At 67.5% G+C, this 21,145-nt stretch carries 19 protein-coding genes and 1 tRNA gene; 10 read left to right on the plus strand and 10 right to left on the minus strand.

The annotated features are described in order from the left end of the window. Window positions 1-89 precede the first annotated feature (89 nt). Window positions 90-3,725 carry a transcription-repair coupling factor gene (gene mfd / locus RMCN_RS07165; RefSeq protein ID WP_067388099.1) on the minus strand — a complete coding sequence of 1,212 codons (3,636 nt, stop codon included), beginning with the start codon at window positions 3,723-3,725 and terminating at the stop codon, window positions 90-92. A 77-nt stretch (window positions 3,726-3,802) separates the two neighbouring features. Then, window positions 3,803-4,408: a TetR/AcrR family transcriptional regulator gene (locus RMCN_RS07170; RefSeq protein ID WP_064350709.1), complete on the minus strand. Its 606-nt coding sequence runs from the start codon at window positions 4,406-4,408 to the stop codon at window positions 3,803-3,805. A gap of 159 nt (window positions 4,409-4,567) precedes the next feature. Here RMCN_RS07170 and RMCN_RS07175 point away from each other — a divergent pair. The 8 genes from RMCN_RS07175 (at window position 4,568) to pth (ending at window position 10,656) form a co-directional block, all read left to right on the plus strand. Next, window positions 4,568-4,639, plus strand: a tRNA-Gln gene (locus RMCN_RS07175). An 84-nt stretch (window positions 4,640-4,723) separates the two neighbouring features. Continuing rightward, the gene (glmU, locus tag RMCN_RS07180; RefSeq protein WP_067388032.1) at window positions 4,724-6,202 is read left to right on the plus strand and encodes a bifunctional UDP-N-acetylglucosamine diphosphorylase/glucosamine-1-phosphate N-acetyltransferase GlmU; all 1,479 of its coding nucleotides are present in this window, start codon (window positions 4,724-4,726) and stop codon (window positions 6,200-6,202) included. Window positions 6,203-6,294: 92 nt separating this feature from the next. Next, a complete protein-coding gene (locus RMCN_RS07185; RefSeq protein WP_064412048.1) occupies window positions 6,295-7,275 on the plus strand; it encodes a ribose-phosphate diphosphokinase in 981 nt (326 codons plus the stop codon). Beyond that, window positions 7,276-7,620 carry an arsenate reductase (glutaredoxin) gene (arsC, locus tag RMCN_RS07190; RefSeq protein ID WP_067388034.1) on the plus strand — a complete coding sequence of 115 codons (345 nt, stop codon included), beginning with the start codon at window positions 7,276-7,278 and terminating at the stop codon, window positions 7,618-7,620. Next, window positions 7,617-8,297 (plus strand): LpqN/LpqT family lipoprotein, encoded by a 681-nt coding sequence (locus RMCN_RS07195; protein WP_084377233.1) that lies wholly within the window; start codon window positions 7,617-7,619, stop codon window positions 8,295-8,297. Before arsC ends, RMCN_RS07195 begins: the two co-directional genes overlap by 4 nt. Before the next feature lie 91 nt (window positions 8,298-8,388). Further along, on the plus strand, window positions 8,389-9,258 hold the full coding sequence (locus tag RMCN_RS07200; RefSeq protein WP_064412051.1) for an oxidoreductase: 870 nt from the start codon (window positions 8,389-8,391) through the stop codon (window positions 9,256-9,258). A 135-nt stretch (window positions 9,259-9,393) separates the two neighbouring features. After that, window positions 9,394-10,071 (plus strand): 50S ribosomal protein L25/general stress protein Ctc, encoded by a 678-nt coding sequence (locus tag RMCN_RS07205; RefSeq protein WP_064412052.1) that lies wholly within the window; start codon window positions 9,394-9,396, stop codon window positions 10,069-10,071. Between the two features lie 6 nt (window positions 10,072-10,077). Beyond that, window positions 10,078-10,656, plus strand: coding sequence for an aminoacyl-tRNA hydrolase (gene pth, locus RMCN_RS07210; protein ID WP_067388038.1), 579 nt, complete (start codon window positions 10,078-10,080; stop codon window positions 10,654-10,656). A gap of 2 nt (window positions 10,657-10,658) precedes the next feature. Here the strand turns inward: pth and RMCN_RS07215 are convergent, their stop codons facing one another. From RMCN_RS07215 to RMCN_RS07225, 3 genes are all read right to left on the minus strand, one after another. Then, entirely contained in the window at window positions 10,659-11,366 is a 708-nt protein-coding gene (locus RMCN_RS07215; RefSeq protein ID WP_067388040.1) for a cutinase family protein, read from the minus strand. 91 nt (window positions 11,367-11,457) lie between these two features. After that, window positions 11,458-12,618 (minus strand): Rv3169 family protein, encoded by a 1,161-nt coding sequence (locus tag RMCN_RS07220; protein ID WP_234787604.1) that lies wholly within the window; start codon window positions 12,616-12,618, stop codon window positions 11,458-11,460. Window positions 12,619-12,627: 9 nt separating this feature from the next. After that, a complete protein-coding gene (locus tag RMCN_RS07225) occupies window positions 12,628-13,560 on the minus strand; it encodes a metal-dependent hydrolase (RefSeq protein ID WP_067388044.1) in 933 nt (310 codons plus the stop codon). 105 nt (window positions 13,561-13,665) lie between these two features. Here RMCN_RS07225 and RMCN_RS07230 point away from each other — a divergent pair, with 105 nt between their 5' ends. Further along, window positions 13,666-14,235 carry a TetR/AcrR family transcriptional regulator gene (locus RMCN_RS07230; protein ID WP_067388045.1) on the plus strand — a complete coding sequence of 190 codons (570 nt, stop codon included), beginning with the start codon at window positions 13,666-13,668 and terminating at the stop codon, window positions 14,233-14,235. On the opposite strand, the gene RMCN_RS07235 is transcribed toward RMCN_RS07230, so the two are convergent. Continuing rightward, window positions 14,210-15,052 carry an alpha/beta fold hydrolase gene (locus RMCN_RS07235; RefSeq protein WP_067388047.1) on the minus strand — a complete coding sequence of 281 codons (843 nt, stop codon included), beginning with the start codon at window positions 15,050-15,052 and terminating at the stop codon, window positions 14,210-14,212. The two genes, RMCN_RS07230 and RMCN_RS07235, sit on opposite strands and share 26 nt — an antisense overlap. An 82-nt stretch (window positions 15,053-15,134) precedes the next feature. Between RMCN_RS07235 and RMCN_RS07240 the strand changes: the two genes are divergently transcribed. Beyond that, window positions 15,135-16,184, plus strand: a complete 1,050-nt coding sequence (locus RMCN_RS07240; RefSeq protein WP_067388049.1) for a phosphotransferase family protein — start codon at window positions 15,135-15,137, stop codon at window positions 16,182-16,184. Here the strand turns inward: RMCN_RS07240 and RMCN_RS07245 are convergent. The 4 genes from RMCN_RS07245 to RMCN_RS07265 all read right to left on the minus strand — a co-directional run bounded on the left by RMCN_RS07245 (window position 16,181) and on the right by RMCN_RS07265 (window position 21,119). Continuing rightward, entirely contained in the window at window positions 16,181-17,047 is an 867-nt protein-coding gene (locus RMCN_RS07245) for an ABC transporter permease (RefSeq protein WP_067388051.1), read from the minus strand. The genes RMCN_RS07240 and RMCN_RS07245 overlap by 4 nt on opposite strands. Then, window positions 17,044-18,003 (minus strand): efflux ABC transporter ATPase subunit, DrrA-related, encoded by a 960-nt coding sequence (locus RMCN_RS07250; protein WP_067388054.1) that lies wholly within the window; start codon window positions 18,001-18,003, stop codon window positions 17,044-17,046. The genes RMCN_RS07245 and RMCN_RS07250 overlap by 4 nt, the downstream gene beginning before the upstream one ends. Window positions 18,004-18,118: 115 nt before the next feature. Beyond that, window positions 18,119-19,753, minus strand: coding sequence for a fatty acyl-AMP ligase (locus RMCN_RS07255; RefSeq protein ID WP_064412062.1), 1,635 nt, complete (start codon window positions 19,751-19,753; stop codon window positions 18,119-18,121). A gap of 391 nt (window positions 19,754-20,144) precedes the next feature. Continuing rightward, window positions 20,145-21,119 (minus strand): 4-(cytidine 5'-diphospho)-2-C-methyl-D-erythritol kinase, encoded by a 975-nt coding sequence (locus tag RMCN_RS07265; protein WP_064412063.1) that lies wholly within the window; start codon window positions 21,117-21,119, stop codon window positions 20,145-20,147. Between the last annotated feature and the right edge of the window lie 26 nt (window positions 21,120-21,145).

A 21,145-nucleotide genomic window follows, 5' to 3' on the forward strand; every position in this document is an offset into this window, starting at 1 on the left:
ACCGTAGACAAGTCCAATTATTCCTTGCAGGACAGGCACTTTCGCGTATCTACACCCCGAAACTCACAACATTGCGCGAAAAATCTGGGCTAGTTCGCAGAAATCGAGTCCGAAATGATGTCGACACTGCCCTGTGGTTTCCCGTCCAACGCCAGGATCAGGTCGGCGACCATCTGCACCAGCTCGAGGTCGCGGATGCGCGGTGCGCCGATACCGTTGCCGGCACGGGGTATGGGCACCTGCACCGTCGACGTGGTCGCGCGGTAGCCGGCGCTCGGATACATCCGCTTGAGCCGCAGTTGTTGCGAGTCCATCAGCTGCAGCGGCGAGAGCCGCACCGTCGACTCGGACACCGAGCTGACCTCGGTGACTCCGTACTCCTTCAGCAGCAACCGCAGACGCGCGACGGCCACCAGGCGCCGCGCCGGCTCGGGAAGCGGACCGTAGCGGTCGACGAGCTCTTCGACCACGGCGTCCACCGCCTTCTGGTCGGGGGCTGCGGCCAGCCGGCGGTAACCCTCGAGGCGCAGCCGGTCGCTGCCGATGTAATCCGGAGGCAGGTGTGCATCGACGGGCAGGTCGATCCGCACATCCTTCGGCTCTTCCGGTGCGGCAACGGTTTTGCCGTCCGCAGCCGCGCGATAGGCCTCGACCGCCTCGCCGACCAGGCGCACGTAGAGGTCGAAGCCGACACCGGCGACGTGTCCGGACTGTTCGGCTCCCAGCACGTTGCCTGCGCCGCGAATCTCCAAGTCCTTCATGGCCACGGCCATGCCCGCGCCCAGTTCATTGTTCTGCGCGATGGTGGCCAGCCGGTCATAGGCGGTCTCGGTGAGCGGAACCTCGGGCGGATACAGGAAATACGCGTAACCCCGTTCGCGGCTGCGTCCGACCCGGCCCCTGAGCTGATGCAGCTGCGACAGGCCGAAGGTGTCGGCGCGCTCGACGATCAACGTATTGGCGTTGGAGATGTCCAGGCCGGTCTCGACGATCGTCGTGCAGACCAGGATGTCGTATTCGCGGTTCCAGAACCCCTCGACCGTGCGCTCGAGCTGTTCCTCGGGCATCTGACCGTGCGCGACGACCACGCGCGCCTCGGGCACCAGCGCCGCCACGCGCGCGGCCGCCTGATCGATGGTCCTGACCCGGTTGTGGATGTAGAACGCCTGCCCGTCGCGTAACAGTTCGCGGCGCAGCGCCGCGGCGATCTGCTTGTCGTCGTGGGGTCCGACATACGTCAGGACCGGGTAGCGCTCCTCGGGCGGGGTGAGGATCGTCGACATCTCCCGGATGCCGGCCAGGCTCATCTCCAGCGTGCGCGGAATCGGGGTGGCGCTCATCGTCAGCACGTCGACGTGGGTGCGCATGGACTTGATGTGTTCTTTGTGCTCGACGCCGAAGCGTTGTTCCTCGTCGACCACGATGAGGCCGAGGTCTTTCCAGGTGACGCCGGTCTGCAGCAGCCGGTGCGTCCCGATCACGATGTCGACGCTGCCGTCCTTCATGCCCTCGAGCACCGCGCGCGACTCGGCCGGATCGGTGAAGCGCGACAGGCCTTTGACGGTGACGGGGAACCCGGCCATCCGTTCGGAGAAGGTCTGCAGATGCTGGTCGGCCAGCAGCGTCGTCGGCACCAGCACCGCGACCTGCTTACCGTCCTGCACCGCCTTGAACGCGGCCCGCACCGCGATCTCGGTCTTGCCGTAGCCGACGTCACCACAGATCACCCGGTCCATCGGGACGGGCTTCTCCATGTCGGCCTTGACCTCGGTGATGGCGGTCAACTGATCGACGGTCTCGGTGAAGCCGAACGCGTCCTCCATTTCGGCCTGCCACGGGCTGTCGGGGCCGAACGCGTGCCCGGGCGACGCCTGCCGCTTGGCGTACAGCGACACCAGTTCGGCGGCGATCTCGCGAACTGCGCGGCGCGCCTTGGTCTTTGTGTTCGTCCAGTCGCTGCCGCCCAGCCGGGACAGTGTCGGCGACTCCCCGCCGACGTAGCGGGACAACTGGTCCAGCGAGTCCATCGGCACATAGAGCTTGTCGGTGCCCCCGCCCCGTTTGGACGATGCGTACTCCAGCACCAGATACTCGCGACGCGCACCGCCGACGACGCGTTCGGTCATCTCGACGAACCGTCCGATGCCGTGCTGATCGTGCACCACCAGATCGCCGGCGGACAGGGCCAGCGGGTCAACGACGTTGCGGCGCTTGGCGGCCAGCCGTTTGCCTTCGGTCGCGGTGGCGCGGTTGCCGGTGAGGTCCGTCTCCGTGATGATCACGAGGTTCGCGCCCGGAATCACCACACCGTCGTGCAGCGGTCCCTTGAGCACGTTGACGATTCTGTCCTTCAGACCCTCGCCCGGCTCCAAACAGACTGCGGCTGTGTCTGCTTCGCGTAACTGCTCGACGACACGGTGAGCCGTTCCGGTGCCGGGCGTGACGACGGCAGCATGGCCACCGGTGAGGACGTGCGCACGCAGCATCGCGAAGATCTCGGTGACATTGCTCTGTTGTCCGCGGGCCGACGGCGCCGGGCGGATGTCGATCTCCAGCGCGGCCTCGTCGGACAACTGGCTCAGCGTCCACCAGGGATGTCCGCCCTCGCGGGCCGCGGCGCGGGCGTCGTCGAGTTCGACGAATCCCGACGCGCCCAGCGACTCCAGGTCGATCGGTGCGTCGCCGCCCACGGCCGCCGTGGACCAGGACGCCTCCAGGAACTCGCGGCCGGTCTTGATCAGGTCGGCGGCCCGGGTGCGCACCTTCTCCGGATCGCAGATCAACAGCGGCATGCCCGCGGGCAGCAGATCCGACAGCGTGGACAGCGCGTCGGGACGCAACAGCGGGAGCAGGGCCTCCATGCCGTCGACCGGGATGCCCTCGGCGAGCTTGGCCAGCATGTCGGGCACGGTGCCGGGCAGCGTGTTCTCCTGAACGGGGTGCTCGCGCGCGAGTTCGACGGCGCGCTCGCGGACGTCGTCGGTCAGCAGGACCTCACGGCACGGCACGGCAATGACGGTGTCGACGTCGATCTCGGGGATCGACCGCTGGTCGGCCACCGCGAACATCCGCATCTCGGACACCTCGTCGCCCCAGAACTCGATGCGCACCGGATGCTCGTACGTCGGCGGGAACAGGTCGAGAATGCCGCCGCGCACCGCGAACTCGCCGCGCTTGCCGACCATGTCCACGCGGGTGTACGCGAGTTCGACGAGTCGCTCGATGAGGTTGTCGAATTCCGCTTCGACGCCGACGCTCAGGGTCACCGGTTCGACGTCGGCAACGTCGGGCACCATCGGTTGCAGCAGGGACCGCACGGTGGTCACGACCACTTGCAGCGGCGGTCCGAGACGCGCGTCGTCGGGGTGGGTCAGCCTGCGCAACAACATGAGCCGCGCGCCGACGGTGTCGACACCCGGGGACAGCCGTTCGTGCGGCAGCGTCTCCCAGGAGGGGAACATCGCCACGGTTTCACCGAACACGCCACGCAGTTCGGCGGTCAGATCGTCGGCTTCCCGCCCGGTGGCGGTCACGACGACCAGCGGACAGGCGTGCGCGATCGCCGACGCGACGAACACCCGGGCGGCGGCCGGGCCGACGATGGCCAGATCGGCGGGCTTGTCGGCGGCACGGCGCGAGATCTCGCTGAGGGAGGGATCTCGTAGGGCCAGTTCGACGAGCCCGGCGATCGGGGTTGGGACGGACAGGGTCCCCGATGCGGTCATGATGCCTTCCATCGTATGCGCGCGCCGAAACGCTTGCCGCGGCGAGGGTTTGCACCGATCCCGTGACGAGATCTACGTCACTCGTCGAGCAACGGCGGATCGTTCTCCAGATGCATCAGCCCGTTCCAGCACAGGTTGACCAGATGCGCGGCGACGACCTCTTTCTTGGGCTCACGCACATCGAGCCACCACTGCGCAGTCATCGACACCGAGCCGACCAACGCCTGCGCGTAGAGCGGCGCCATCTCAGGGTCCAGTCCGCGGCGCGAGAAGTCGCCGGCCAGGATCGAGGACACCTGGTTGACGGCCTCGTTGAGCAGTGTCGAATAGGTGCTGCCCGAGGTGATCGACGCCGGGGAGTCGCGGATCAGGATGCGGAAGCCGTCGGTGCGCTCGTCGACGTAGGTCAGCAGGGCGAGTGCGACGCGTTCGATGCGCAGCCGCGAGCGGTTGTTGGTCATCCGGGTCAGCGACGAGGTGATCCCGTCGAGCAACGCCGACATCTCGCGGTCGACGACCACCGCGTACAGGCCCTCCTTACCGCCGAAGTGCTCGTAGACGACGGGCTTGGAGACGTTCGCGCGCTGGGCGATCTCTTCGATCGAGGTGCCCTCGTAGCCTCGCTCGGCGAAGAGTTTGCGCGCGACCTCGATGAGCTGGTGGCGCCGCTCGGCGCCCGTCATCCGCGCCCGCGGTGCCCTGACCTCCTTGTCGGGTGCTGCCACGGTTACCAGGTTAGATGCAGATGTTGGGGTGGGGCGGCGATCACGCGGCGAGGCGGCGGCCGCGGGGAACAAACGAAGAGGGGTCCGGCGATTGGACTAGCATCACGAGTTGTTCGATCCGTCGTGGTGTAATCGGCAGCACCTCTGATTTTGGTTCAGATAGTTCAGGTTCGAGTCCTGGCGACGGAGCGATTTGGCCGCGATAGTGCGCTCACATGCGGCGTGACCGGCGTGTCGCGTATGAAACCGCACATCCGATAGGCAGGAGACCGGATGACGGCAGCCCCTGAAACCGCGGTGGTCGTGCTCGCGGCCGGCGCCGGCACCCGGATGCGATCCGACACCCCCAAAGTGCTGCACACGCTGGCGGGTCGCAGCATGCTCGCGCACGCGCTGCACGCGGTGGGCAAGGCGGCGCCTGCGCATCTGGTCGTCGTGGTCGGCAAGGACCGGGACCGGGTGAGGCCCGAGGTCGAGCGGCTGGCCGCCGAGCTCGGGCGCCCGATCGTGACCGCGACCCAAGAGCAGCAGCTGGGCACCGGACACGCCGTGCAGTGCGGCCTGACGGCACTGCCGCCCGACTTCGCCGGCACGGTGGTGGTCACTTCGGGCGATGTGCCGCTCCTCGACGCCGACACGCTGGCAGAGCTGATCAGCACGCACAACACGCGGCCGACCGCGGCGACCGTGCTGACCACCACGCTGCCCGACCCGACGGGTTACGGACGCATCCTGCGCACCCAGGACGGCGAAGTGATGGGCATCGTCGAACAGGCCGACGCCAGCCCCGAACAGCGCGCGATCACCGAGGTCAACGCCGGGGTGTACGCGTTCGACGCCACCGCGCTGCGGTCCGCGCTGGGCCGGTTGAGCTCGGACAACGCCCAGCAGGAGCAGTATCTGACCGACGTCGTTTCGATCGTGCGCTCCGACGGGCTCGTCGTGCGGGCCAAGCACGTCGACGACTCGATGCTGGTGGCGGGGGTCAACGATCGCGTGCAGCTGGCCGAGCTGGGCACCGAACTGAACCGCCGCATCGTGGCCACGCACCAGCGGGCCGGGGTCACCGTGGTCGATCCCGCCACGACGTGGATCGACGTCGACGTGACCATCGGCCGCGACACCGTCGTCAAGCCTGGCACCCAACTGCTCGGAGGCACCCGCATCGGCGGGCGGTGCGAGGTCGGGCCCGACACGACCTTGGCCGACGTCACGGTGGGTGACGGCGCGACGGTGTGCCGTACGCACGCCAGCTCGTCGGTGATCGGCGACGGCGCGACGGTCGGACCGTTCACCTACCTGCGGCCGGGCACCGTGCTGGGCGCCGACGGCAAGCTCGGCGCGTTCGTCGAGACCAAGAACTCGACCATCGGCACCGGCACCAAGGTGCCGCATCTGACGTACGTCGGCGACGCCGACATCGGCGAGCACAGCAACATCGGGGCGTCCAGCGTTTTCGTCAACTACGACGGCGAGACCAAGAGCCGCACGACGATCGGCTCACACGTCCGGACCGGGTCGGACACGATGTTCGTCGCCCCGGTCACCGTCGGCGACGGCGCCTACACCGGGGCGGGGACCGTCGTGCGCGACGACGTGCCGCCGGGTGCGCTGGCCGTGTCGGCGGGGCCGCAGCGCAACATCGAGGGCTGGGTGACGCGCAAACGGCCGGGGTCGGCGGCGGCGCGGGCCGCGCAACAGGCATCGGCCGACGAGGACGGGTCGGCTACCGATGACACGGAATCGCGGTGACCGGCAGTCAGCGATCTGGCCACCCGGACACGCCCGACGCGTCAAGCTACGTAGGATTACCCGGTATCGATCCCCGACCTTGAAGGCGCACTGTGGGCACCGAGTGGACCGACAATCGAAAAAATTTGATGTTGTTCTCGGGTCGGGCGCACCCCGAACTCGCTGAACAGGTCGCCAAGGAACTCGACGTACCCGTGACGGCGCAGACCGCGCGGGACTTCGCCAACGGCGAGATCTTCGTCCGATTCGACGAATCCGTCCGCGGCTGCGACGCCTTCGTGCTGCAGAGCCATCCCGCGCCGCTGAACCAGCACCTGATGGAACAGCTGATCATGATCGACGCGCTCAAGCGCGGCAGCGCCAAGCGGATCACCGCGATCCTTCCGTTCTATCCGTACGCACGGCAGGACAAGAAGCACCGCGGCCGTGAACCGATCTCGGCGCGGTTGGTCGCCGACCTGCTCAAGACCGCGGGTGCCGACCGGATCGTCACCGTCGACCTGCACACCGACCAGATCCAGGGCTTCTTCGACGGACCCGTCGACCACATGCGGGCGCAGAAGCTGCTCACCGGGTACATCGCCGAGCACTACTCGCATCACGACATGGTGGTCGTCTCGCCCGACTCCGGCCGGGTGCGCGTCGCCGAGAAGTGGGCCGACTCCCTCGGTGGCGTCCCGCTGGCGTTCATCCACAAGACGCGCGACCCCCTCAAACCCAACGAGGTGGTGTCCAACCGCGTCGTCGGCGACGTGCGGGGCAAGACCTGTGTGTTGACCGACGACATGATCGACACCGGCGGCACCATCGCCGGTGCGGTCAAGCTGCTCAAGGCCGACGGTGCGGGCGACGTGATCATCGCGGCGACGCACGGGGTGCTGTCGGATCCGGCCCGCGAGCGGTTGGCCGACTCGGGCGCCTGCGAGGTGATCGTCACCAACACGCTGCCGATCGGCGAGGACAAACAGTTCCCGCAGTTGACCGTGCTGTCGATCGCCCCGCTGCTGGCGAACACGATCCGCGCGGTGTTCGACAACGGCTCGGTCACCAGCCTCTTCGACGGGTCGGCATAGATGTCGAACAGCGTCATCTACCACAACCCCAAGTGCTCGACCTCGCGGAAGACGTTGGACTTGTTGCGGGAGAACGGAATCGAGCCGACGGTGGTGCAGTACCTCAAGACGCCGCCGACCCGCGCCGAGCTGGAGAAGATGATCTCCGACGCCGGTATCGACGTGCGCACCGCCGTACGTAAGAAGGAGGCGTTGTACCGCGAACTGGGGTTGGCCGACGCCTCCGACGACGAGCTCCTCGACGCGATGGCCGCCAACCCGATCCTGATCGAGAGGCCGTTCGTCGTCACGCCGAAGGGCACCCGGCTGGCCCGACCGATCGACGCGGTACGCGAGATTCTGTGAGCCGTCGAGGCTTTCAAGTTCTTGCCGCTGCGGTGACGGTCGTCGGCATCGCCGTCGTGTCCGGTTGCGGCACCGAACCGCCCGACTACCAGTCGGTGTGGTCGACATCGCCGTCGCCGACGTCGACCGCCGCCGCGCCGGATGCCAAGCCGGTGCCCATCGCGGCTTTCCTTGAGCAGGCCGGTGTGACCGGCGATCCGGTGTTCCCCGAGAAGCTCACCGATCTGACGGTCTCGTATCCGACACCGGCCGGGTGGGAGCCGTACTTCAACACCAACTTCGCGCCCGGAACCAGGGTGATCGCCAAGGGCGAGACATACCCGATCGCGATGCTGGTGGTGATGAAGTTGACCGGCGACTTCGATCCGCGCGAGGCGATCAAGCACGGCTACGTCGACGCCGAGATGTCGCAGAACTTCAAGCGCCTCAACGCGTCGATGGACGACTTCAAGGGTTTCCCGTCGGCGATGATCGAGGGCAGCTACGACCTCAACGGCACCCGGATGCACAGCTACAACCGCATCGTGATCGCGACCGGCGCACCGCCCGCCAAGCAGCGCTACCTCATCCAGTTCACGGTGACGGGTTACGCCCAGAAGGCCGCCGAGGAGGCGCCCGACATCGAGAAGATCATCGGCGGGTTCAACGTCGCCGTCCCCAAGCCACCGCCGAAGTAGCCCCCGTTTCTGCGCGAGCATTCCAGCAGGAAAAGTGCGAGTAGCGGCCTGTGCGAATGCCATTTCGCGCCAACTCACTAGGGTGGTCGGCATGAGTTGGACTGCCGCGGATCTGCCCTCCTTCGCCGGACGCACCGTCATCGTCACCGGCGCCAACAGCGGCATCGGTTTGATCACGGCGCGCGAGCTGGCCGGCGCGGGCGCCAAGGTCATCCTCGCCGTGCGCAACACCGCCAAAGGTGACGAGGCCGCGGGCACGATCACCGGCGATGTCGAGGTCCGCAAGCTGGACCTGCAGGACCTGGCGTCGGTGCGCGCGTTCGCCGACGGCGTCGAGGCGGTCGACGTGCTGGTCAACAATGCCGGCATCATGGCTGTCCCCTACGCGTTGACGGTCGACGGGTTCGAGAGCCAGATCGGCACCAACCATCTCGGTCACTTCGCCCTGACGAACCTGCTGCTGCCCAAGATCAGCGACCGGGTGGTAACGGTGTCCTCGGTCATGCATTTCCTCGGCCGGATCAACCTCAAGGACCTCAACTGGAAGGCCCGGCCGTATCTGGCGTGGCCGGCCTACGGTCAGTCGAAGCTCGCGAACCTGCTGTTCACGTCGGATCTGCAGCGTCGACTCGACGAGGTGGGCTCGCAGATCCGGGCGATCGCCGCGCATCCGGGCTATTCCGCGACGAACCTGCAGGGCCAGACGGGCAACCCGATCGGAACGCGCTTCTGGCTCGCCGCCAACCGGCTGTTCGCCACCGAGCCCGAGTTCGGTGCCCGCCAGACCCTGTACGCGGTGGCCGAGGACCTGCCGGGTGACACGTTCGTCGGCCCGCGCTTCGGTAGTCGCGGGCCCACCGGGCCGACGGGCTTCCGCAGCCCGCTGGCTCGCGACGGCCGGACGGCGAGCGCGCTGTGGGAGCTCTCCGAGCAGCTCACCGACACCAAGTTCCCGCTCTGATTTGGGCCTGACCGGCGTTTCCGGCTACCCTGGCCGGTGATCACGGCGAGGGTGGCCCCGCAGGCCACCGTTATCGACGCGAACCTTTGTGGTTGAGCCCCGCCGTGCCGAGCACACGACAGGAGCACCCACATCATGGCGAAGAACGCCCCCAACAACCTGACCGCCGCGGTCCGCACCGAGACCGGCAAGGGCGCATCGCGCCGCGCCCGCCGCAACGGCAAGGTGCCCGCGGTTCTCTACGGTCACGGCGCCGATCCGCAGCACCTCGAACTCGACGGCCATGACTTCGCGGCCGTCCTGCGCCGTGCGGGCACCAACGCGGTGCTGACGCTCGACGTCGACGGCAAGGAGCAGCTCGCACTGACCAAGGCCCTCGACATCCACCCGATCCGGCGCACCATCACGCACGCCGATCTGCTCGTCGTGCGCCGTGGCGAGAAGGTGGTCGTCGAGGTCAACGTCATCATCGAGGGTGAGGCGGTGCCCGGCACGCTGGTCACCCAGGACGCCAGCACCGTCGAGGTCGAGGCCGACGCGCTGTCGATCCCCCAGCAGCTGACGGTGTCCGTCGAGGGTGTCGAGGCCGGCACGCAGTTCACCGCGGGTTCCATCGAGCTGCCCTCGGGCGTCTCGCTGATCTCGGATCCGGAGATGCTGGTGGTCAACGTCGTCGAGGCGCCGTCTGCCGAGGAACTCGAGGCCGAGGGCGGCGGAGAGGCGCCGGAGGAGGCAGCCGCCGAGGTCGCCGAGGCCACCGACGAGGGCGAGGGCGAGTCGGCCGAAGCGGCACCCGCCGAAGAATCCGAGTAGACCGGCATGGCCGAACCACTTCTCGTGGTCGGCCTGGGCAATCCGGGACCGCAATACGCCACCACGCGGCACAACCTCGGGTTCCTCGTCGCCGACATCCTCGCCGACCGCATGGGTTCGGGGTTCAAGGTGCACAAGAAGTCCGGCGCCGAGGTGGTCACCGGCCACCTCGCCGGACGCTCGGTGGTGTTGGCCAAACCGCGTACCTATATGAACGAGTCGGGGCGGCAGGTCGGGCCGCTGGCCAAGTTCTATTCGGTGCCGGTGGCCGACATCGTCGTGATCCACGACGAACTCGACATCGACTTCGGCCGGATACGGCTGAAGTTCGGTGGCGGCGTGGCCGGGCACAACGGCCTACGGTCAGTGGCTTCGTCGTTGGGCAGCAACGACTTTCAACGCGTCCGCATCGGTATCGGCCGCCCGCCCGGCCGCACCGACGGCGCCAAGTTCGTGCTGAGCACCTTCACCTCCGCGGAGTGGAAGGACGTCCCGACGATCTGTGAGCAGGCCGCCGATGCCACGGAGATCCTGGTGGCACAGGGCGTGGAACCGGCGCAGAACATCGTGCACGCCTGGGGCTGACCTCAAGTTCCGGCGTGGCCGGACGGCGTGGTGATTGGCGCCCCGGCACCGAGGCGGTCGGCGGTGAACTGCGCGGCCTGCGCGGCGAGCCCCGTCTCGACGTAGAGGCTGTGCGCCGCGACATCGTTTCCGTTGGAGCACACCGGATCCGCGCCATTGCACAGGTCGATGGTCTTGGCCCCGTAGCCCGGGCTCAGCGCGGTGAGCGGACCGCCGAGCAGACGGATCGACGGATTGCCGAACACCGCCACCGCGGCGACGTGGTCGGCCACCGCGGCCGGCATCGGCTGAGTGAAGCCGAGCGTCGGTGTGTTCGCCAGGGCGATGGCGTCGACGACGGCTGCACCCTGTGAGTAGCCGCCGAGCACGATCCTGGTGTCCGGGCAGGTGGTCGCGATGTTCTGGACGAAGATGCTGGCGTCGTTTGCGCCCTCGGCAGCGCGCAGAAAGTCCCGTGTCGCAGGATAATTGACCGGGTATACGGCGACGGACTTGTCCCCCACGAGCGGTCGCAACGCGTCGACGAACGCCTGGCCGACGCGGCCGACGCCCGCCGGTTCCCCGGTGCCGCGAGCGAACACCACCTGGACATCGGGACACTCGCCGGTGGGCGCCGCGACGGCAGGTGCTGCCGACATCAGCGCTGCACCCGAGATGAGCCCTGCCGCCACCATGACCATCAGCCGACGCAGCGGCAGTCTCGTCTTCATGCATGGCCAAACGCCGAGGCGACGACGATGTATTCCGCGTGCGCCCGGCGGCCCTCGTCACAGTGCTTGGCCGCGGAATCGGGGCAGCGATTCAGAGGAACGAGTTCTCGGCGGTGAGCCCCCGCTCGGGGAACTCCCCCAGTGCGAACGTCTCGGCGTTGCCGAGCCCGGAACCGCCGCCCACCGGATCGTCCACGCGGACCAGGAGATCGCGCAGTTGATGCAGCTTGCGCGCGTTCTCTGCGGAGTCGCAGTCGGTCACGTGGTAACCCTCGACCCGCAGATCGCCCACCCACTGGCCGTAAACCCAGTCGTTCCAGCCGTAATACCCGGCCGTGCCGAGGTGAAAGCCCGTCGGCCCGGCCGCGGTGATCGTCAGCGGCCGGCGCGACCCATCGGAGTCGATCAACGTGACCGTCCCGTGGGTCAGTCGCCGGTTCTCGTCGTTGAAGTGCAGATCCTGCTCCACCGAGGCAAACCGGTGCGTTGTCCCGTCGTCGTTCTGTTGTTCTGCCTGACAACGGATTTCGAGGAATCCGTCGCCGCGCTCCTCCTGGTACATCACGAACAGCGAGTATGCCGAGCCGTCCGGGCGTGTCAGTGTCATCGGCAGCCAGGTCATGAACATCTGCTTGATCTTGCGACCGCCGCGAGGCAGGCCGGGGATGGGTTTGCCGACCCCGGGCCGCAGGCCCCAGGAATGGTCCCGTACCGAAATCCACTCGTCGGGTTGGATCTCGGTACGACGGCCGTCGACCTCGACCCAGCCCGACGCCACCCCGATCTGGTGGTAGCGCAACACATTATGGGTGACGCGGTAGCCGTCCGGGCTGCGGTCGGGCCACGGATCCTCCAGCGCCGCGTCGAAGCTGCCCCGCATGACGACGTCGAAACAGATCGGTGCGTGTTCGGTCGCCTCCAGGCTCACCTGAATAGACCGCAGCGGTTCGAGCACGCGATAGCGGATCGGCCCGACCTCGGTCGAGGAGGGGTCGGCCGACAGGCGGCGTCCGGCGCGCACGGTCCACTGCTCGGTGCCGCGGCACACCCCGGCCGAACCGTCGAACACCCCACGGTTGGTGTACTTTCCGACGCCGAGGACGACCTGCAGCGAATTGTCCCGTGCATGCGCCAGCGTCCAGATCTTCTCCGTCCACGATGGATCCGATTGGCTGACCGTCGCGAACGTGTCGACGATCTGGTGGGTGAGCGACTCGTCTTCGGGTACCAGACCGCCGTAGTTCGTCGTCAACAATCGATGTCACCTTCCCGTGGTACCCGACGACCGGGCGAACGTCGTCATGTCTGCACCGCTGTCGTAGGCGCGCATCCAGGTCTGCGCCCACAGGGGCAGCGGTTGGTCGGCCGGATCGTGGTACGGCATCTGCGAAAGCGCCAGCCGCCACACCATTTTCGCCAAATCGCCGGTGGGCACCGGTTGGAAGATCGTCGGTGCTCCCCCGCCGTCGCGCAGGCGGCGCACGATGGGCAGTCGGTGTTTGAGCTCACCGGTCAAGAAGTCGCCGGACAACATTTCGCGGGTGGAGACGCCGCGATCCTCGATCGGCACCACCTCGTCGAACACTTTCGCGATCGCGTCGGCGATGGCGCCGACGTGGCTGAATGTTCTTTTGATGTGCTTGACGCGCGACCACGGGTGGGGGTTGACGTGGTTGCACAGGATCAGCCCCGAACTGCGGTGCTCGATCTCCTCGACGAAGTGCCACATCATCAGCGAGGCGACCCGGACATCGCCCCCGCCGAACAGCGAATCACGGTGGTCGAGAATCACTTTGAACAGCGGGGTGAAGGTGGCTTCCAGGTTCGCGATGTAGGCGAGGTGGAAGGCGACCGGCTCGTTGTTCAGCAACTCGTCATAGGCCGCGCAGGCGTCGGCGTAGCACTGTTCGAGGTCGGGGTAGCGGTCGATCAGCGCGAGCATGTGCTTGCGATGCGCCGCGGCATGCTGCGCCTCCTGCTTGAGGAATCCCTTGGCCTCGGCCGCGACGTGGGGGCTTTCGGCCAACCGGTCCTCGGCCATCCGCACCGCGCTGACGATGTAGCGTTCGAAGGGCACCGCGATGAACGTGAACGCGTTGCAGAACAGTCCGAAATTCGGGTTGGCCGGCTGCCACATGAACGGCACCGACGCGTCGAACTCCCATCCGATCTTGCGGACGATGAGGTCGGGCACCGTTGCTCTCCTCCGCACCGGATGCGACATTGCTTCAATCCGGTGGCGCTCGGGTTTGATGTAGCGTAAGTGTGACATTCGACCCCGTAGATGTAAAGGTTGGACATGGCCCGCACGGAGGATGCCGAGCAGTCGCGGCGGCGCATCCTCGCCGCGACCTTCGTGGTGCTGGCCCGAGACGGTCGGCGAAAGTTGCAGCTGTCCGATGTCGCCGCCGAGGCAGGTGTGTCTCGCCCGACGCTTTACCGCCACTTCGGTTCGAAGGAGGGGTTGCTCGAGGCGTTCGCCCTCTACGAGCAGGACAACTTCGACGCGGGAATCGCGAGCGCGATGACGGGTCTCGTGGGCCCCGACCGCCTCGACGCGGCGTTGCGCTTCATCGTCGAGTTCCAGAGCACCTACTCACTCGGGTCGCTCGCCGATGTGGAACCCGAACACGTGCTTGCACAGATGAGGCGGGTGTTGCCGATCATGCACGAGCGGGTCGCGCGGATCATTCCCGGCGACAACAAGGATGTCGCCGCGGCGGCCGTGGTTCGCATCGCCGTGTGTCACTACCTGCTCGGTGGCGGCAGCCCCGAGAACTTCCTTGCCGAGCTGCGCCACGCCGCGGGCATCGACGCCGCGCGCAACGGCCGTTCCGCGTCGCTCAGTCAGCGCCCAGCCAGTCGGTGATCTTGGCCGCGATCAGCCCGGGCTGTTCGAGGTGCAGGAAGTGCCCGACACCGTCGAGGACTTCGTACGACGACCCGGCGGTCGGCAGGTACTGATCCAGGTCGCCCAGCAGCTCAGCGCCTATCGCGCCGTCCTGCAGACCGTGCAGGTAGAGCGTCGGGACCGGGGGCGGCACCGCCGTCGCCGCGGCCTCGTCGACGGCGTCCGGGTCGCCGAACTCTGGATTGAACGACGCGCGGTACGGCCCGACGACGTCGGTGATGTTCTCGGCGGTGACATGGCGCCGCAGTTCGGCGATGTCCTGCGCACAGTCGTATCCCGGTGACCAGTCCGCCCACAGGGACTCCCAGAAGCCGGGTGCGAGCAACGCCGCCTCGGCCAACCCGGCCTGCTGGATGAACCAGATGTAGAACGACCGTTTGAGTTGCCGATAGGTGAACAGGCCGGTCGCCAGCGCACCGATCGGCGGTACGGCGAGCGCCACGAAACGCCCGAACACCGGGGACGGGCCCGCGACCACGCCGTAGCCGGCGTGCGCACCCCAATCGTGTCCGATCAGCACGGCGCGGTCGTCGGCTCCGCCGGCCTGGGCCACCTGGCGCACATGACGCACGTAGGTGCCCACGCTGACCGGGCGCCCGACTGGTGCGTCGTATCCGGGGAGCCACGGCGCGACGACGCGGTAACCGTGGCCGACCAGATGCGGCCCGAGGTGGCGCCAGGTGAACGGGGTGTCGGGGAAGCCGTGGACCAGGACCGCCAGTGGCCGGTCGTGGTCGTCGATGTCGCCGAAGGTGACAGCCTGCTGTCGGGTCACGCGGTGAGCGTATTACATACGAACCGCCGGATGTAACGACTTGAGCCTTTACATCGCACCGGCCGCGTGTAAGCCTTTCAGCATGGCGGGCATCGCTCTGGTCAGACGCGACCTCGAGGACACCCGCGCGAGGCTGCGGGACTGGTTCGCCCACCGGCACACCGACGAGGTGGTGGTATCCGAACTGCGGCCTGCGAACCGGGCCGCGGGGTGGTCGAGCGAAACACTGGTGTTCGCGGCCGAAATCGGCGGACGACGCAGCGAACATGTCATCCGGATACCGCCCGCGGGCGGCGGTATCTTTCCCGACTACGACCTCGACGCGCAGGCGGCGACACAGAGACTCCTCCACGACCACGGCGTCGCGACCCCGTCACCGATCGTCTACGAGCCCGACGAGTCGTGGATCGGTTCGAAATTCCTTGTGATGCCGCGGATCCCCGGTCACACCCCGTCGGACACCAGCTATGCGACCCGCGGTTGGCTGCACGACGCCGGCGTGACCGTGCAACGCCGCGTGCACGACTCGTTCCTCGAAACGTTGGTGCGGTTGCATCGGGTGCCGCCCGAACAGGCCCCCTGGCTGGCGCGCCCCGAGGGCGTCGGCGTCAGCGCCGAACTCGAGTGGTGGCGGGAGTACGTCAGATGGGGCACCGAGGACCGGGTTCCCGATGTCATCACCGAGGCGTTCGACTGGTTGACACGTCGCATGCCCGCTGCCACAACCGATTTGAGTATCTGCTGGGGTGATGCGCGGTTGTCCAACGCCATCTTCGACGATTCCGGTCAACTGGTCGGCGCACTCGACTGGGAGCAGGCCTGCGTGTGCCCCGCTGAAGCCGACGTCGCGTGGTGGCTGGCCACCCGCAAGCAGATGCTCGAGGTCAACGGATTGGACCTCGACCCCGAACTGGAAGGCTTCGACAGCCGCGACTCGGTTGTCGGACGCTACGAGGAGATGTTGGGCAGGCCACTGCGAGATCTCGACTGGTACGAGATATTCGCGATGGTCCGCATGGGCTGCTGCATCCTGCGGACGCAGGTGCTGTTGCGGGCGACCGGTCAGTCGGAGCACTTCCTGACCAGGGCGCCGATCCTGCCCGCGTGGACGGTCGCGGCGATTCGCGCCTAGCGGCCAGTGCGGCGGGCGTAGGCGCGCAGGGCGAACGGCGCGAAGACCGCCGTCAGCAGCATTGACCAGATGACGGTTGCCAGCACCGGATGGTGCAGCGGCAGCTGCGCATCGGGCGGGGCGGGTCCGCCGTTGCCCCACAGTTGGCGCATCGCCTGAGCCAGCGATGACACCGGGTTCCACTCGGCGATGACCCGCAGCCAGCGAGGCATCGGCTCTGTCGGGACAAATGTGTTGGCCAGGAACGTGATCGGGAACAAGACGGTGAACATCACCCCGTTGACGGCTTCGACGGTACGCAGCAGTGAGCCGATCAGGATGCCGAACCAGATCATTCCGAACCCGAAGACCAGGACCAGAGCGAAGGCAAGCACCGCCTCGGCGACGCTGCCGCGGATGCGCCAGCCGATCGCCAGGCCCGTCAGCGCCATCACCACCACCCCCAGCGACGAGTGGAGCAAGCTGGCGATGCTGCGACCGATGAGCACCGACGACCGCGAGATCGGCAGCGACCGGAACCGGTCGATGATGCCCTTCTCGATGTCGGCGGTGATACCGGATGCCACGACGAAAGCCGAGAACACGATGGTCTGCGCCTGGATGCCCGGCAGCAGGAACTCGCGGTAGTTGGTGCCTCCCGGGTTGGGTATCGATGCGCCGAACACGAACGCGAACAGCAACACGAACATGATGGGTTGGGTGGTGACGTCGCTGAGCATCTCGGGCATGCGCTTGGTGTGGATCATGTTGCGTTTGACCATGATCCAGGACTGTTGGGCGATGTTGGTGCGCCGAACCGAGACTCGTTGCCTCGCAGCATGCGCCGGCGCCGCCACGGTCGTGGTGTCACCTTCGGCGGTCATGCGCCGTCCTCCTGTTCGCTGCGGTGACCGGTCAGCGAGAGAAAGACGTCGTCGAGGCTCGGACGCGACAACCCGATGTCGTCGACGGCGATGTTGTTGTCCCGCAGCCGACCCGCGACGCGGATCATGTCGTCGAGACCGTCGGCGGCGGCGGTCAATTCACGTGCGCCGACGTTGACGAACACTTCGCTTCCGTCCTCGGCGAGCAGCGCCTCGGCGGCGGGAAGGTCCTCGACGCTGGTCACAGTGACGACCAGGCTGGCGTTGCCTGCCTGCTGTTTGAGCTGAAGTGGCGAACCCTCGGCGATGATGCGCCCCTTGTCGATCACCAGGATGTTGTCCGCGAGCTGATCGGCCTCTTCGAGGTACTGGGTGGTCAGCAGCAGCGTGGTGCCTTGATCGACGAGATCCCGCAGCGTTTCCCATAATTCGCTGCGGCTGCGCGGATCCAGCCCGGTGGTCGGCTCGTCGAGGAACAACACCGGCGGCGAGGCGAGCAGGCTCACCGCGAGATCGAGCCGGCGACGCATGCCGCCCGAGTATGACTTCACCACGCGATCGGCGGCGTCGGCGATCGAAAACTGTTCGAGCAGTTGATCACCCAGCCGGGTGAGGTCTTTGCGGCGGATGCCGTAGAGCCCGCCGATCATCCGGATGTTCTCGCGGCCGGTGAGCAACTCGTCGACGGTGGCGACCTGCCCGGTCAGACCCATGTTGCGGCGCACCTGATCGGGTTCGCGGACGACGTCGTAGCCGGCGACGCGGGCGGTGCCGCTGGTGGGTGCGGTCAACGTCGTCATCATCCGCACCGTGGTGGTCTTGCCGGCGCCGTTGGGGCCCAGCAGGCCGAGCACGGTGCCGGGAGGAACGGTGAAGCTGACATGGTCGACGGCCGGTTCGCCGTCGCCGAAACGCTTTACAAGATCGATCGCTTCGACGGCGGGTGCAGAAGACATGGCACCGACCGTATCGACATCGAGCGACCGCTCGTTACGTGGCGAGCGACCGCAAAGTGCACGCGCTACGCGGCGTGTCGTATGCCAAACACGGTCGCTCGCCCCAACTGGGGGTTTAGGTGACGAGCGAGACGGAGTTGCTGCGGCGCAGCTTGCCCGACGGCGTCTTGGGGATGGTGCCGGGTCCGAGCACGACGACGTTGCGCGGACGCACGTCGACCTCGCCGACCACCTCGTGGGCGACCTGCTGCTCGATCCGGCGCACCTCGACGGGATCCTGCCAGGCGTTGGACTCCACGGCGACGGCGAACGTCTCCCGCGAGTGGCCCGCGTCGAGGCGCACGGCGACGGCGCATCCCGGTCGGACCCCCTCGACACGGCAGGCGGCGCGTTCGATGTCGGTCGGATAGATGTTGCGGCCGGCCATGATGATGACGTCCTTGACCCGGCCGCACACGACGATGTTGCCTTCGTCGGTGATGTAGCCCAGGTCGCCGGTGTCGTACCAGCCGTGCTCGTCCTGCGCCGGGATGAATCCGCCCATGGTGATGTAACCGGGCGTCAGGCATTCGCCGCGAAGCTCGATGACGCCGACGCCGCGCGGGGGCATCACGTTGCCCTGCTCGTCGATGACCCGGGCCTCGAGGTCGCGCAGCAGCGGTCCCAGCGAGGCCAGGCGTCGGGTGTTGCCCTTGGTCGCCGGCACGGCGCGGCGCAGCGCGGCCAGCAGATCGGCGTCGACCTCGTCGACCACCAGACCCGCACCGCACGGGGAGAACGACACCGCGAGCGTGGTCTCGGCCATGCCGTAGGCAGGCAGGATCGCGTCGGGCTTCAGGCCGAACGGCTTGCCGGCATCCAGCAGGTCCTCGACGTCGGCGGGCTCGACGGGCTCGGCGCCCGACAGCGCGAACCGCAGCGTGGACAGGTCGAACTCACCCGGCTTGGCCTGACGGCGCAACCGCTTGGCGAACAGCGCATAGGCGAAGTTCGGCGCCGCGGTCATCGTGCCCTTGTACTTGTCGATGAGCTTGGCCCACAGCAGGGTGTCGCGCAGGAAGTCCATCGGCGTGACCTTGACCAGTTCCGCGCCGAAGTACATCGGGATGGTCAAAAAGCCGACCATGCCCATGTCGTGGAAGCACGGCAGCCAACTGACCATGACGTCCTTCTCGACGTCGTACTCGGCGCCGATGAACATCGCCTCGGCGTTGGAGTAGATGTTGCGGTGCGTGATCTGGACCGCCTTGGGAGATCCAGTCGAGCCGCTGGTCAATTGCATCAGCGCGAGATCGTCCTCGCCGACGTCGATCGGATCGATCGGATCGGAGGCCATCAGGTCCGTCACCGTGAGGACCGTGATGCCCTGCTCCTGAAGCACCGGGATGGCGACCATGAACGGTTCGGAGACGATGACGGCCTTGGCCTCGATCATCCGCACGACGTTCATCGTGTCCTCGGCCCAGACCGCGAGGTCGGTGCGCGGGGTGGGCTGGTGCAGCATGGTCAGGCTGGCGCCGCGCATCCACAGGCCCTGGGCGGTCGGGGCGATCTCGACAGGGAAGCCGGCCAGCACGCCGACCGCGTCGCCGAGGCCGATGCCGGCCTTCTCGAGGCCACCGGCGATGCAGCGCGCGCGCTCGTGCACCTCGCCCCAGGTGTGGCGGACGGGTTCGTACGGTTCACCGGTGACCATGCCCGTCGTCACGGTGCGGGCATTGCGGTACATCTTCTCGGTGAATCGGCTCACGACACCCTCCTCGGTTTCTGGAGCCGCTGCGCCTGCGGCATGGGGCTCAGCGCAAACAACCTCGTCACATGCTCCGCCCGATCGCAGACGCGGTCGCGAAGGCGCGCACACGAATCGGGAGCGGTTGAGTCTCGAAATGGTGATGCACCGCGGCCGTCGCCATATCCGACGAGGCGCCCACCGAGGTGTCCGGCGGGAAAGTAAGTCGTGTCCGATGCATGACAGCTAATCTTCACCATCGGCCATCTTATGCAACTCTTAAGTAGCCGCCAAACTCTCGCGAGTATTGAGGTCTGGGTCACACCCGCTTGTGACCAAATCGCAGCCGAGCGCTCAACCGGGTACAGAAACCCCCGCATCTTTCGTACCGGACTGCGCGAACGGGGTGGTCTCACGCCGACGTCGACGGCGTCGGCACCACCCGCGCGCCCTGGACGGGGCCGCTGGCCACTCGCACGGTGCGGCACACCCCCGCGCCGGCGAGCTGTGCGCCGACGTCGACCGCTTGGCCCGCCGAGGCGCACAGAAACGCGCACGTCGGCCCCGACCCCGACACGATGCCCGCCAACGCGCCGGCCTCGGCGCCCGCGCGCAGCGTGCGGCGCAACCCGGGGTCGAGGCTCAGCGCCGCGGGCTGCAGGTCGTTGCCGAGCAGCGGGGCGAGTTGGGCCGGATCGCCGGAGGCCAGCGCGGCCAGCACCGGTTCGGCGTCGTCGAGCCGTGGCGGTGGTTCGCGGCCGGACCCCGCCGAGTCGCGCAGCCGGTCGATCTCGGCGAAGACCGCCGGCGTCGACAATCCGCCGTCGGCAAAGGCCAGCACCCAGTGGAACGTCGTACGGGCCAGCACTGTCGCCAGCTCCTCACCGCGCCCGGTGCCCAACGCGGTCCCCCCGTGCAGTGCGAACGGCACGTCGCTGCCCAACCGGGCCGCCAGCGTATGCAGATCGCGCCGCGGCACGCCCAACTCCCACAGCGTGTTCATCGCGACCAGCACCGCCGCCGCGTCAGCGCTGCCGCCGGCCATGCCGCCGGCGACCGGTATGGACTTGTCGATCGAGATCGCCACATCCGGCGCCCGCCCCACGTGTTCGGCCATCAGCTCGGCGGCCTGCCAGGCGAGGTTGCGCTCGTCGGCCGGCAGGGATTCGGCCCCTTCGCCGGAGAGCTCCAGCGACAGCATGTCGGCGTTGCTGACGGTGATCTCGTCGAGCAGCGAGACGGCGTGGAACACGGTGGTGAGCTCGTGGTAGCCGTCGTCGCGGCGGTCCCCCACTTCCAGGTACAGGTTGACCTTGCCGGGCACCCGCACGGTGACCGACCCCGTCGGCACCCATTCGGAGGCGGTGTTCCCGTTCCAGCCCGGCACGGCACGACACTATCGAAAGGACAAGT

Source organism: Mycolicibacterium novocastrense, assembly GCF_001570485.1.
Classification (GTDB): domain Bacteria; phylum Actinomycetota; class Actinomycetes; order Mycobacteriales; family Mycobacteriaceae; genus Mycobacterium; species Mycobacterium novocastrense.

Excerpts from the sequence above, each read along its gene's own strand:
- RMCN_RS07250 (WP_067388054.1), bottom strand. The coding sequence starts at position 18,003 with ATGTCTTCTGCACCCGCCGTCGAAGCGATCGATCTTGTAAAGCGTTTC.
- RMCN_RS07200 (WP_064412051.1), top strand. The coding sequence starts at position 8,389 with ATGAGTTGGACTGCCGCGGATCTGCCCTCCTTCGCCGGACGCACCGTC.
- glmU (WP_067388032.1), top strand. The coding sequence starts at position 4,724 with ATGACGGCAGCCCCTGAAACCGCGGTGGTCGTGCTCGCGGCCGGCGCC.
- arsC (WP_067388034.1), top strand. The coding sequence starts at position 7,276 with ATGTCGAACAGCGTCATCTACCACAACCCCAAGTGCTCGACCTCGCGG.
- RMCN_RS07230 (WP_067388045.1), top strand. The coding sequence starts at position 13,666 with ATGGCCCGCACGGAGGATGCCGAGCAGTCGCGGCGGCGCATCCTCGCC.
- RMCN_RS07215 (WP_067388040.1), bottom strand. The coding sequence starts at position 11,366 with ATGAAGACGAGACTGCCGCTGCGTCGGCTGATGGTCATGGTGGCGGCA.
- RMCN_RS07205 (WP_064412052.1), top strand. The coding sequence starts at position 9,394 with ATGGCGAAGAACGCCCCCAACAACCTGACCGCCGCGGTCCGCACCGAG.
- RMCN_RS07245 (WP_067388051.1), bottom strand. The coding sequence starts at position 17,047 with ATGACCGCCGAAGGTGACACCACGACCGTGGCGGCGCCGGCGCATGCT.
- RMCN_RS07240 (WP_067388049.1), top strand. The coding sequence starts at position 15,135 with ATGGCGGGCATCGCTCTGGTCAGACGCGACCTCGAGGACACCCGCGCG.
- mfd (WP_067388099.1), bottom strand. The coding sequence starts at position 3,725 with ATGACCGCATCGGGGACCCTGTCCGTCCCAACCCCGATCGCCGGGCTC.
- pth (WP_067388038.1), top strand. The coding sequence starts at position 10,078 with ATGGCCGAACCACTTCTCGTGGTCGGCCTGGGCAATCCGGGACCGCAA.
- RMCN_RS07170 (WP_064350709.1), bottom strand. The coding sequence starts at position 4,408 with ATGACGGGCGCCGAGCGGCGCCACCAGCTCATCGAGGTCGCGCGCAAA.